Raw genomic sequence first — 13,516 nt, forward strand, 5'->3', positions numbered from 1 at the left:
CTGTCCGACACCTTCATTTCTTAAATGATTCGCCAAGACATTGACTTTTTTATTTAATTCAGAAAAACTCAGCGATTTTCCATCATATTCAATCGCCAACTTTTTCGGATGCATTTCCACCTGTTCTTCGAACAACTGATGGATACACTTTTCTGATGGGTATTCAGATTTAGTAGTATTATAGGCTACCAGATAGTTATTGACTTCTTCCTCTGAAAGAATTTGTAGCTCAGCGATTAACTCCTTCGGATTAAAGAGAACCCTATCTATCAAATTATCAAAATGCTCCTGCAGCCTTTCAATGCTCGTTTTCTTGAACAAGTCGGTTGAATATTCGAAGGAATAATGAAAAGTATCTTGACAGTCGAATACTTCCAACGAAAGGTCAAATTTTGAAAACTCCGGATCGAAAAAGTGCCTGGATAGTACATTTTCCCCGGGATCGAGCTTAGGAAACGTCATATTCTGATAGATAAACATAGAATCGAATAAAGGATTCCTGCTAATATCTCTACTACGCCTAATCATCTGAATGAGATTGTTATATGGATAATTTTGATGAGCGAAAGTCTGATTGACTTTTTTTTTAACCTGCTGTAGAAAATCAAAAAAAGACATACCTCCTGTCACCTTCATTACTAAAGGCAAACTATTTACAAACATTCCTTGAGTGTCAGTAATATCAGGATGAAGACGACCAGCCACAGGAATGCCTAAAGCAAACTCATCTTGTTGAGTATATTTGGCCAAAAGAATATAGTAGATTGAAAGTATGAAAGCGTGTGATGTGCAGTGGCATTTTTTTGCCATACTACGAATTTTCTCAGAACGACCAGCATCAATAATCCTGAGCGTTCTCCCCCCTTTCCCTGACAGCATTAAGGGTCTTGAAAAGTCTGTAGGCAACTCCAGAACTGGAAGTCCGTGTTTCAATTCTGCCTGCCAGTAAGATGGCTCGTCATGTTGACCTGCATCGGATTGAAAAATAGCATAATCTGCAAAAGAAGTATTGATAATTGACAATGACTTTCCATAGTAAAGGTTAAACAATTCTTTGACGAAATTATTAACAGATATGCCATCGGCAATAATATGGTGAAAATCCATAAAGAGAAAGTACTCCTCTCCCAACGTTTCAATAAGTACAATCCTAAAAAGTGGGGGCTTCGAAAGATCAAATGGCTTGACTAAACTTTTAAGTAGTTCATCTAAGTCATCCCTATCTACCGATTCCTCCTGTAGTTTAAATTCCACACGATCGTTGATTGAAAAATAGGGTTCAGGCAGTTGGTTTAAAGACATTCTTAAGGCATCATGTCTTTCTATCAGTCGGTCAATTGTTTTTTTCAGGACATTAGAATCGATGGAGTTTTGAAGTTCTATGACTACTGGGATATTATAAGCGATAGATTGTTTATCTAATTCCCAATAATAAAAAATACCGGCTTGAGAAGTGGTTAAAGGATATCGATCGCGAAAATCAGCTTTAGGAATTGCATTATATTGCTGTGATTTTAATTCAGACAATACCGAGGCGAGCTTCCTTACGGTTGATCTTTCTAGAAGTATAGATAAGGGCAGTTCGACATTGAACTCCTTTAAGAACATCATGCCAAGTTCTGCGGCTTTCAGCGAATTTCCTCCGACTTCAAAAAAGTTATCAGTAACCCCTATATTACTGTGTCCTAAAACCTGCTTCCAGAAAACTAAGACTTTTCTTTCTAAATCATTTTGAGCCCCTAACCTATTATTGCTGGAATTATATTGCTTAAGTAACCAATGCAATTCCCTTTCTTGCTCATCAAAATCTCCATTGGTAAATTTTTGGAGCAGTCTAAACCTTTGGAGTTTTCCACTTGTTGTCCTGGGCATTTCTCGAACAGGAATTATTCGATCCAAATCTATATTCATTCGGATACTAATCAAAGATCTTAGTGATTCAAGCGTTGGGATAAATTTATCAAGTCCTCCTCTATGAAAGACAAAAGCTATTACTTCTTGTTGCTCTCTATTATCGTTATACCAACTGGTTACAGCAATTTTATTAAGCTCAATAAATTCAACGTTCTCTGCTACTCTTTCAATGTCATGAGGGTAATAATTTTGTCCATTAATGAAAATAATATCTTTAGCCCTACCGGTGATAAACAGACAACCACCTTTCATGAAACCCAGATCTCCGGTTCTAAGCCATTGATCATTAATTTTTGTCTTTTTGGTTTCGACAGGATTGTTATAATACCCTGATGTAACATTATCTCCGGATATCTGGATATGACCGATTGACTCCTCATCTAATTCTTTATTTGCCTCATCTACAATCTTTACAAAACAGTCTTTCACTGGCTTACCCACATTTACAAAGGTTATGGTTTGTTCTCCTGACAAGGTGATTGAGATATTGTCTCCTAAGTTCAATCTACTTCGATCCAAATGGCAGGACAACATTTCGTCTTCTACATTCGACATGGTTACTGCCAGGCTGGCCTCCGCTAAACCGTATACCGGGCACATGGCTGTTTTATTTAAACCATGTATTGATAGCAACTCTAAAAAGTCATTAGCCACTGGCTCAGAAATTGGTTCAGCTCCATTAAAAATGATCCTTATATTAGACAGGTCCCATTGATATTTAGATGAGTCCCCACAATGCTTTAAAATGTAGCTGTAGCCAAAATTTGGTGAGCATAAAATATTTACACCATGCTCGGAAGCCTTATGCAACCATATTGAGGGTCTTCTCACAAATAAATTTGTGGGTAAGATGAATTGATTCATACCACAGAACAAAGGGTTCAGATGGAAACCTATCAAACCCATGTCGTGGGTCAATGGCATCCAGCTGAGCATGGAATCATCAGAGGTGTACCGACCGCCATGACTAATGGAGGCCATATTAACAAGTAAGTTTTTATGAGTTAATACAACTCCTTTTGGATTTCCTGTAGAACCGGAAGAAAACTGTATAAATGCGATGTCATCTTCGTTAGCTTGAATGACATCGCCATATGATTTACAGGATAGTATTTCTTTGGGATAGATAACAGATTCATCCATCTCCTTAAACTTGTGATTTAACCCATTATCATTTGCAAATTGTTCGACCTTAGCTAATGACGCACTGGAAATGACAAGACTTGGGTTACTTAAGATTTCCCATACGTTGTATAACTTCTGTTTATGATCATCGTTTTGCCCTAAAGTCAATGGTACAGGAATAATCCCCCCTAGAATACAAGCCCAAAATACAGTAATAAATGTCCTGTTATCTTCAATTTGAAATACTAATTCTTGTTTAGTGTCGATCCCTTTACTTTGTAGATAAGCTAGACTTCGTAATGCATCCACATATAGCTCTTTGTATGAAAGAAACTCTTCAAAGTCACTTCTATGAATAAAAGTTATTCCTTTTGTGTCAAGAGACTTTCTCGAAATTAATACATCAATAAGTGTATTATACATATCATATATACTTTTGGGTTGTCAAAAAGCAAGGGCACGACTGCCTCAAAGGCCGTATTTGTAAATGATCCAGAGTATCGACAATGAAAACATTTATCTATTAGTATTCTTTCCGATGAGTGTCCGTTAAATTATTTCTTCTTAAGCTAGCACATTAGTCGAACACTCTTCAAGTTGCCCATTTTCCATTCTCAATACTCTATCTGCAACGTCAAAGTAATGAGCATCATGTGTAATGGCAACAACTATTTTCCCCATCATTTTCATCTCAGGGAGAAGTGATCTATAAAAAAAATTTCGATATTCCGGGTCTTGATCAGCAGCCCATTCATCAAATAAATAAATAGGCATATCCTCAATATAACATTGTAATAGCGCCAACCTTTTCCTTTGCCCACTAGACAATTTAATCGAGCTGTATCCATTATGATCAATTTTGACCTTCTTATCCAGATCTAGTAAAGTCATATACTTATCTATTTCAGCTTTTTTTTCTTCAACATTAATGTTGTATAGTTTATTAAAAAGATATGGCGGACTAAAAACTGCTGAAAAATACTCACTTAACTCAGACGGCTGTACTATTTCACCATTTATCAGAAGCTTACCTTCATGGGATGTATAAAGCCCAGTTAATAATTTTGCAAATGTAGTTTTACCACTACCATTTCCTCCAATAATAAAAACAACCTCCCCCCGATTAAATTTTAAATTAAAGGGGCCAACTCCAAATACTTCTTGTCCCTCTCTGTTTTTATAGTTGAATCTTAAATCTCTGATTTCGAGTTTATCAATAACCTGAGGAACTCTCCCATGAGTTCCATTTAAATCCAAACTTGATGGAATCTCGTTTATGAAGCTCTTCACTCTTTTCCAAGCTATCTTCAGGTTAATTAAAGATGGTACAGCTGCCAATATTCCATTAACAGGACCTATTAAATATAGTAGAACTATTACGAAGCTGATTACAGTATACATACCTACATTTGGAAAAAGTTCCAGCATTCCAATTGACACTACACCCAACAACACTACCAAAAGCGATTCTCCTACAAGAAATGCATCAACAAACATGATATCTGCTTTGGATATCTTATCTCTATATTCCCCGGCGCTATCAGCTACATCATTTTTGTATTCATTTTTTTTATTAAGGTGTAAACTAATCTCCTTAAACCCATCAATCATTCCGTTTATCAAACGCATGAATACGTCTCTAGAATCTCGGGCTTTCTCATAGTAAATATTGGTACTCTGGCCTGCGAAATAATATAGGGTTGCAATGGTGACTATAAGTAAAATTGTTATAAGTGTTGCCCAAAAGGCTAGAGAAGCTAGGTAAAGAAAGGCCCCTACAGCAGTGATAATACTGGTAATAAGTGTCACAAAGAGATTAGTTGAGTTGCCAATAGTATTTACATCGTCATTTAACGCAGTATAAACACGTCCTCGGTCTATTGTTTCAAACTTTTCAAAAGCCGTAGAAAATATTTTATCAATAAGCTGAATCCTTAAGTCATAGACTAGTCCTCTAGTAAATCTAATCAGGTTAATCTGAACATATCTTCGCCCCAAAAGATAAACCCCAATAGTAAGAACATAATAAAAAATTAAAAACTTAATATCAATGTCACTGTCAATAACCGAAGTAACCATCATAATGACAATCACATTTGATAAACCTGAAAGTATGCTCATCAAAAGAATTTGTGGGGCCTTCCTTTTATATTCGTTTTGTTCCGGAAAAAAAACTGTGATGAAATAAACCAAATAACTTAATGAAATTGCCAATAAAATAGACCAAATCATTACTTCGAAGCTCATTGGTGTCCATACAAATATTGACTCCCATGTAAAGCTGAACAATGCTCTAGGAAGAAGATAAAAACCTAGTAAAAATGGGCATATCGCTATAAGACATAACAGCAATCTACCTAACTTGTGCCAAGTGAGTCCTTCAAATACCCTCTCCTGTTTCACGATACCAAGAAATACAAACAACAGAAAACAAACCACGACTAGCATATAAAAACCTAGTGCGATAGACACACTTACATATGTTTTATCACCTCTGTCTCCAGGATCGTACGTACTAGGTATTTCCTCTCTTGCAAGAACTTTTATAAGTTTATCACCGATAACACTAGTAAAAGGGCTATTAGAATTTGCTAAAACAGCTACTCCAATATTATCATCCGGTCTGAATGTGATATATGAAGAGTAATTGGGGTTTAGCCCATCATGATACACCTCACCACTTCCATCAAGCGCTATTTGCCATCCATAAGCATAGGCTGACATTCCGTGTAATGCTACAGATTTGTCTCTTTGATGTGTTATGGGCAGAAGTTTTTTCATTTCAGAATCAATGTATCCCATGTTAAATTTGAGCCACCTTCCTATGTCTTCGGCATTGGATATCAAGTATCCTGCTGCATTATTTCCCTGATAAACCGGAGCCTCAAATTCTCTAGCCTTAAAAAAACCAATTTTATATCCTTTAGACATAAGTTCTGGAGAGTTGGGTATACCTACTGTTGTGCCCGATAGAGATAATTCTTCTAAAACGTCTTTTTTCATATACTCTTCGAAAGATATGTTAGTAACTTTTTGAAGAATTAGAGCAAGTATATCATAGTTAATGGTTGCATATTCATATTTTTTTCCAGGAACTTCAGATAATTCCTGATTAACTAATTTTCTGATTGTTAGCTCAAGGGCGTTCTCACCTTGAAGCACTGGTATCTTAGAGATGGTACTCCATGGGATACCACTCGTGTGATATATTAAATGCCTAACTTTAATTTTTTGATCTTCTCCTTCGAAATGCACTTGAAACCAAGGAATATAGTCAGACACATACTTATCCACATCAATCAATCCCTGTGCGACCAATTTACTAATAGCCAACCCAGTGAAAGCTTTGCTGCACGAGCCTAACTGGAACAAAGTCTTGCTATTGACTTTTGTACCAGTTTTCAAATCCGAATAGCCATATGATTTGAGTATTAACTGTCCATTATTGACGACTATTACACTCAAACCAGGAATATCACCTTCTTCCATTGATTCCCTTATAATTGGTTCAGCAACCCTAAAAAATTGGTTTTCGCTCAAGCTCTGTGAAAAACTCAACCTACAGGTCAATGCAAAAAGTATAATTATAATAATGTTTATTGATAAATATTTTGCCATACAGACATAAATCAATAGTAAATACAGGTCATAATAGACTGCTGTTTAAACATTCAGATAGAGTATTATAAGCAGTAGGAAATAGTAGTGATAATAACAACAACAGATATCAATAGGCATTGGCTTTTATAGACCAGCATTGAGTATACATTTTCTATTGCATCGTTAAATCAGCCCTGAACAAATAAACCTATTCAGTTCCCCTCCTCAATGATCATGTGGTATGAGTTTCATACTACATTGAGGACACACTCCCGGCTCTACAAAAATTGAATCATGCATGGAGCAATTACAGGGGGGACACACAAATGCTTCAGCTAAAACATTAACACTATCTCCTGCTGTAGTTTGTTCAATAGTTTCTAAGTTTGGACTTTCTGATGATATCGATGTTTTTTCAATCGGTTCCTCTACAATAGTGTCCTGCTTGTCCTGTGTTTTTTGCTTACTTTCACAAGCAACAGCTAAGACTAGCAGCGTCGTTAGTACTAATGTCGTTATCTTTCTCATTGATTTAAAATTATAAACGGTTTGTTAAATATTGTTCCACTACAACGAGGCTACATAATTAGGTTCTTCTAATATTCGTGGCCCAATACTTCATTTTCAATGCCCAAAATTCTTTGAGCATTTAGGCAAAGTAACTTCTCCTTTTCTTTATCTGTAATTTTTTTTAAAGACTTGACCGAATTCACAAGTTGTTTTTGAGATGTACTCATTATAAACATTGGAAAATCCGTTCCAAAAAGCAAGTTATCAGGACAACTATCCATCATTTTGCGAAAATTAACTTCCATCTCATCTTGCGTCATCGTAGCCTGAAATGTGGATATATCGCAATAAATATTATCCCGTTTTTTGATGGTGTCTATTGTCTGCTCTATACACCTGGCACCAGCATGGGCCAGAATAAAGTTTATGTCAGGATATTCTCTGGAAACATTTAAAATGCTTTGGGGATATTTCTCTTCAGTACGCATAGAATTAAGAGAAGGTCCTGTGTGAGTGAGAACAGGAATATTGTATTGTTTGCAAATGTCATAAAGCGGATAAACACACGAATCGTCCAATTCAAAGCCACATGGAGGGTATAACTTTAATCCATCAAAACTATACTTAGTGATGGAATCCTTAAATAGATCTATATATGCCTGCCCCCTTCTTGGATCAACACCGCTAAAGACAAATATCCTATCCGGGAATTTCTTCTTAACTTCATAATGTAGCGCATACATCTGTTCTAGAGTGAACTCAGGCTCACCTAAAAAATATCCAAAATCAGCTATTAACAATACAGACTTATCAATACCGCTCTCATCCATTTTCTTTATGAACGATTCTCCGTCCATATCTTTCAGGCTATTTTTTACAAGTTGCAAGACAAAACGATTTTGCTGGATATTATCTGTTAACAATTTCGCACTTACTTCTTCTATGAATCTTTCAGGGAATATTTTGTGATATGCAAGATGTGTATGTATGTCTACAATCATAATTATATTTAGCTCTACAACACTTTTTATAATTTGCAATGATTAGTTGATTATATCTTACTGGGTATGATTGTATAAGCCTTTCAACCTTCTTTCTAATAATGTTTTTAAAGATTCGATATCTTTATACATAAATATTCCGCGGTACTTCTCCTCTCCCGTTCTCGAATAGCAAGGCAATTCACCATATTTTTCAAAACCCAGGTACTTCCAAAGTAAAGACACCTTACTACCTGCTCTTACATCCAAAGTAAGGTATTTAATGTCCAAATTCTCGCATTGGCAGATAAGTGCTTCAACGACTTTTAAAGAAATGTTCTTACCTCTTACAGATTCGTGGATCATTAAAGTAGAAATATCAGCACGATGTTTATAAGTATCTAGGTAAGACTGGTTCAATACCATTTGTCCTAAAATTTTATGTCTATCTTTAATTATCAAGATTGATTTAAGTCCCAGTCTTAAATCATTTTCTAAAACTTTAAAATATATATCATCTTCAGATATTGGACGTAGAAATCCATTATGATTATCTGATTGGATAACACTATTCATAAGTTCTAGTATCATTCCTTTGTCCTGATTACTTATTTTATTCAACCACTCTAAAGAAATATCATTCAAGATATCTTCTCTGTTAACCAAATGAAGTGTTGATATAGTATCACCCTCCGTTGCAATCTGAACGCCAAGTTGGTGGAATCCGTGTGTCGCATTTGAAGATGTTGCTTCATACAATATTCTTCTCAATCCATAACTGGTCCTGCAAAGTACTCTTATCGAATTAGGGCACCTATTCTTAATATTCTTCATTATAGACCATTTAGGCTTGGCAAGAAGAGCGTTTAGAATGACATCATAATTTTCCAAACTGAAGGATTCACCTTCTCCGACATGTACCTCAATTTTACCATCAAAACCCAATTTTTTTAATATTTCTATTGACATTTGGGCCGCTTCTGAATCCCTTTCTAAACAGTCAATTTTTTTACCGGTGAGTTCATGTAGAAGGATGGCTGTAATAGGAAATGGCCCACTTCCAATGAAAAGCATGCTATCATAGTCATGGGACTCCAGTAGTTTAACTTCTTTTGATATAAGATTATAGAATCTTTTGTATAATGGGTATTGTTTATAGTCAGATATTTTGGCGTTTAAAATATCTTCAGAAAATCGACATTCGACAGCCGTTTCCCATTCACAATATTTATCATTAAGGCTCTTTTTTTCTTCATTAGAAATGGAATTGTATAGTCGCTCACAAACTCGCTCGCTTTGATTATCCATTCTAAATATCTCATCCTCTAAAGCTCTAATGGACATATCTAACTCATTGAATTTCAAGCGATTATCACATATATGCGTAATTAAATCGGTTACAGTTGTCCAACCAACTGTTTCATTCTCTTTAGCAAGTGTATTCGCACTGATCATAATCTTTAAAATTTTAGTAAACGCAAGTAATCGTATGAGATCTGTTCAAAGAACACCTGATTTATTGTCCAATAGTCATGCATTCAAAATAGCGATTAGAGGCAAAGTATGCTTTAACTGCTTAGAACAGCTTTAGTTTATTTAAAAATGATTTTTAAAGTAGCATGACATTTAGACCTAATACATCTAGATCCTTCATATGAACAATCATAAGCTTGAATCACTATTCAAATAATGTATTTAGTCTAAAATCTCTCAACTTTACATATTAATTTTTTTGAAGAAAAGCCCGACCATTGAAACCGGGCCTTAATATTTTAGGCTATAGCTGCAGTGGACTTTCTATACTCTCTTAATATGCCGTCATAATGTCTATCGAACATATCACAAGTATCATGAATAGTCTGGATAGCTTCATCCTGCATCTGTTTTGTTGTACAAACATCAGCTGTACAGTTTAACCCATCTCTCACATGGTATACATCCTCTTCGGCATGAACCTTAAAGAAAATCAAATCGTCAATATCTAGACCGAACTCTTCCGCCATTTTTTCTCGTCTCATGGTTCCTACTCTATCTTCTAGGTTTTGACCCTCACTGGCTATCATTACAGCAGCACAAGCTTTATGGAAAGACTTGGGATCTTCTATTAATTTGAAACGATAATCTAATAATGCCTGCGTTTCAGGATTTACCTCAACATTATCCAACTCTTCCTTAGAAATGCCTACTGCTTTCACGAATCTATCTAATAACTCTAAGTGCCCATTTGTACCACTGATTTTACCTGTTTCCTCTTCATAAACATTAAGAGCAAATTTTTTACGATACTTCGCTATGGGGCATCTGTAGTAAAGTCCACCAACATATATTGCGAAGACTTTGGTCAACTGGTAACCTTGTTTAATCATTATTCGGAGCAATTCCGGATCTTTCTTCTCAAACAATTCATCAATAATAGGGTGGTCCTCTTTTAATCTTGAATGAAGATTTTGTTCCAACTCGTTGTAGAACGTTTTTCTGTCTAGCATAACAAATAAATTTTAAATTAAAATTTTAACTATGTTTAGTGAAGCAATTAACTGTGCGAGTGAATATTACCAATATCAACTTTCAAGATCTATATTAAATAGCAGTGAAAGTAAAATTCTTAAACCTAAGTAAAATTTATAGCCTTTGAATCTTAACTTTCTCTTGTTTTAGCGGCAATTTTTTACAAAGTCTTGTAGGTTATGATGCTGAAGATTTGCCCTCAACAACCTTGACCAGCATTCTTTTCAGATCCCCTATTGATTGAAATTCGGTAATGTCTGCATCGGGAAATTCAGTAATTTCGAGCCCCAGTTCATTGATAATAGACATAAAAAGTGAGATCATTTTTAATGAATCAACAGATAAGTCTTCTCTGATTAATGTTTCATCATTTATATCTTTTAGTTTTTCCCTTTTAATAAGCTTGCTCAGATTCTTATGAATCGCTTGTTCTATTTGCTCCATTTCTTAATTGTATAGATTTTCAATTTCTTCTTTATACTTCTCCAATATTTTCGGTCTATTGATCTTTAATGTATTGGTCAACATCTTATTTTCTATAGTGAACGTCTCATCTATTGGGAGGAAGTCTATAATTTTTTGCTCGTCAGACAAACGTTCATTGATTTCATTAATTATTTTTTTCAATTCCCCTTTCTCGAGACTATTGTCCTTTGGTATAAGAATAGCTACCAAATAAGGCCTCTTTTCACCATATACTAGGCAGTTTTTAAAAAAGCCAGAGTTTATTAATACCTCCTCGATATAAGTAGGATGAACTTTTTTACCAGTGGATGTTACAATTAAGTCTTTGAGCCTTCCATGAACAAATAAATACCCATCATCATCAAAATACCCCAAATCGCCCGTTGCCACGCTGCCATCTGGTAAATATGTTTTGGTATTCTCTTCCTCTGTTGAGATCAAATATTTACTATTGGCTAAAAAATTACTTTTAACTATTATTTGACCATCTTCATCAGTAAAAACATCTTTATCAGGAAAAGGCTTACCTACACTCCCAACCTTGACTCTTCCAGGAGCGTTTAGTGCTACCATACCTCCTATCTCGGTCAATCCATACCCCTCATACAGCGTTATTCCCAAATCATTAAAAAAATGGAGAGTGTCTTTTCTTATAGGGGCTGCACCTGTAAGTAAAAACCTAATATTACCACCCCATGCTTTAATGAATGGAGCAAATTTATTCTTAAATAAGAACCCTAAATTTATCCGTTTAAGAAAAAGGTATGATCTAAAGACTGCCTTGTTCAACCATCTCTCATTTACCTTCTCTAAAAATACTCTTTGAAAGTTTTCAAAAAAATAGGGTATTCCAATTATAACGGATGGCCTATCATTTTGTATTGAATAAAATATATATTCAAATGGAGTAAGTATTACGTTGAATCCTAATAGAATGGCTGAGTATATATAACACCGTTCCAAATAAATACTGAGAGGTAAAAACACCAAAAACCTATCCTCCTTTTCAAAATTAAAGAGTTCATTAGTCTTTGTCCCGAGGTGATCGAAGCTTAGTTTTCGTACCTCAACGAACTTGGATTTTCCGCTGGTACCAGATGTGGAGACTATTGTAAAAACGTCGTTATCGTCATATGGTTCACTATCGATTGGTCGGGAATCATTTGCCTGCTCTATAATATAAGAAAAGGTCAGAACTTTGCCGTTGTCATGCTTTCTATAGTGTTCTTTAATGTTTGTAAAGAAATAACTCAAATTAAATTCACTGATCAGTTGAGCAACATCATTCTTTTTTGTGGTTTCAAATGGTATGGTGACCAAACCTTTAATTACGCAGGCTAAATCAATAATTATCCATTCATAAGAGTTAGTGCCCAATATCCCGATACGTTCACCCCTTTGTAAACCAAAATCGGTAAATAGGTTCACTACCTTTACTACATCCACATAAACTTCCTTAAACCTCTTGATTCGTTTTGTACCACCCTCATAATATTCTAGCCGGTTTTCTTCAGAGCTTTTAATCTTATTTAAGAGGTTATTTAAATTCATCGTCAATTCAGGCTTATCAAAGATGAAACATAGCTGCCTGCCCACCCCATGTTAAAGGCTACTAGTAAGTCGTTTTTATTAAGAGTGCCACTATCAATAACATCTTTAAGGTTCACTATAAAATCCACGCTATCAATATGACCTAACCGTCCAATATTGTCTATAAAAATCCTGTCAAGATCAAATGATTCTGCTGCAAGAGCATTTGTTAGCAACATGGGGTTAGCATTTTGAGTTATGATCTTTTTCACCTGATTAATTTGGACAGCGTTTCTGGTTAATAACTCCATAATACTTCTGTTAGTATATTTTAGGTGAGTAATGGAATTATCTTGGTTCATATCTACTTTGTTCAATGCTCCTTTGGATAATGCCACAGTATCCAAAAGACTACAAATTCCTCTTTCTTTTTTAAGTAACATCAACCCAGCTCCATCACTTAATACGCCATAAGTACCGATTACCCGATCACATATGGCATCCGTAATGGAAGCATTAAGAATTAATATATTCTTGATATGGTCAGTATGAGAAAAACATTTATTAACCATGGTCCAGGCATAGGCCATATTGGCACAATGGTTACCAGAAATATTGAGCACAAATGCATTAGCCATAGAATACCTATGTTGAATATATTTGCCTAAGTTTTTCTTTGTGTCTAATCTTTTTTCTTCAGTCAATATAATGAGATCAATATCTTCAGGCTTGATTTCACAGGAACCCAGCATTTTTTTGATGAGCTTGTCTAAAAGCTCTTCATGGTTGTTTTCGGTCTCAATTTTTAAGTATTCCAAGCCAAGTACAGCTTGAGTGAACATAAGATAGTCTTCACGGCTATCAAACATTGCTGGAATATGTTC

The 13,516-nt window shown here is 35.2% G+C and carries 8 protein-coding genes; all 8 read right to left on the reverse strand.

Annotation, left to right across the window (positions count from 1 at the left end; genetic code table 11):
• On the reverse strand, positions 1-3,462 hold a 3,462-nt coding region (locus tag E1163_RS12195; protein ID WP_155172042.1), incomplete at its 3' end, for a condensation domain-containing protein.
• Positions 3,463-3,603: 141 nt separating this feature from the next.
• The gene (locus E1163_RS12200; RefSeq protein WP_155172044.1) at positions 3,604-6,657 is read right to left on the reverse strand and encodes a cyclic peptide export ABC transporter; all 3,054 of its coding nucleotides are present in this window, start codon (positions 6,655-6,657) and stop codon (positions 3,604-3,606) included.
• A gap of 578 nt (positions 6,658-7,235) precedes the next feature.
• Positions 7,236-8,150, reverse strand: coding sequence for an amidohydrolase family protein (locus E1163_RS12210; protein ID WP_155172048.1), 915 nt, complete (start codon positions 8,148-8,150; stop codon positions 7,236-7,238).
• 57 nt (positions 8,151-8,207) lie between these two features.
• On the reverse strand, positions 8,208-9,584 hold the full coding sequence (locus E1163_RS12215; RefSeq protein WP_155172050.1) for a nicotianamine synthase family protein: 1,377 nt from the start codon (positions 9,582-9,584) through the stop codon (positions 8,208-8,210).
• A 317-nt stretch (positions 9,585-9,901) separates the two neighbouring features.
• Entirely contained in the window at positions 9,902-10,615 is a 714-nt protein-coding gene (locus tag E1163_RS12220; RefSeq protein ID WP_155172052.1) for an iron-containing redox enzyme family protein, read from the reverse strand.
• A 199-nt stretch (positions 10,616-10,814) separates the two neighbouring features.
• Entirely contained in the window at positions 10,815-11,081 is a 267-nt protein-coding gene (locus tag E1163_RS12225; protein WP_155172054.1) for an acyl carrier protein, read from the reverse strand.
• A gap of 3 nt (positions 11,082-11,084) precedes the next feature.
• Positions 11,085-12,653 (reverse strand): AMP-binding protein, encoded by a 1,569-nt coding sequence (locus E1163_RS12230; RefSeq protein WP_155172055.1) that lies wholly within the window; start codon positions 12,651-12,653, stop codon positions 11,085-11,087.
• A 2-nt stretch (positions 12,654-12,655) separates the two neighbouring features.
• Positions 12,656-13,516 (reverse strand): hypothetical protein (locus E1163_RS12235; RefSeq protein WP_155172057.1); only part of this gene is annotated, 861 nt, incomplete at its 5' end.

The sequence above is a fragment of the Fulvivirga kasyanovii genome (genome assembly GCF_009711405.1).
GTDB classification, from domain to species: Bacteria; Bacteroidota; Bacteroidia; order Cytophagales; family Cyclobacteriaceae; genus Fulvivirga; species Fulvivirga kasyanovii.

What these genes read in the sequence shown, in the direction of transcription:
- E1163_RS12200 (WP_155172044.1), bottom strand. Translation starts at nt 6,657, where the DNA reads ATGGCAAAATATTTATCAATAAACATTATTATAATTATACTTTTTGCA.
- E1163_RS12210 (WP_155172048.1), bottom strand. Translation starts at nt 8,150, where the DNA reads ATGATTGTAGACATACATACACATCTTGCATATCACAAAATATTCCCT.
- E1163_RS12215 (WP_155172050.1), bottom strand. Translation starts at nt 9,584, where the DNA reads ATGATCAGTGCGAATACACTTGCTAAAGAGAATGAAACAGTTGGTTGG.
- E1163_RS12220 (WP_155172052.1), bottom strand. Translation starts at nt 10,615, where the DNA reads ATGCTAGACAGAAAAACGTTCTACAACGAGTTGGAACAAAATCTTCAT.
- E1163_RS12225 (WP_155172054.1), bottom strand. Translation starts at nt 11,081, where the DNA reads ATGGAGCAAATAGAACAAGCGATTCATAAGAATCTGAGCAAGCTTATT.
- E1163_RS12230 (WP_155172055.1), bottom strand. Translation starts at nt 12,653, where the DNA reads ATGAATTTAAATAACCTCTTAAATAAGATTAAAAGCTCTGAAGAAAAC.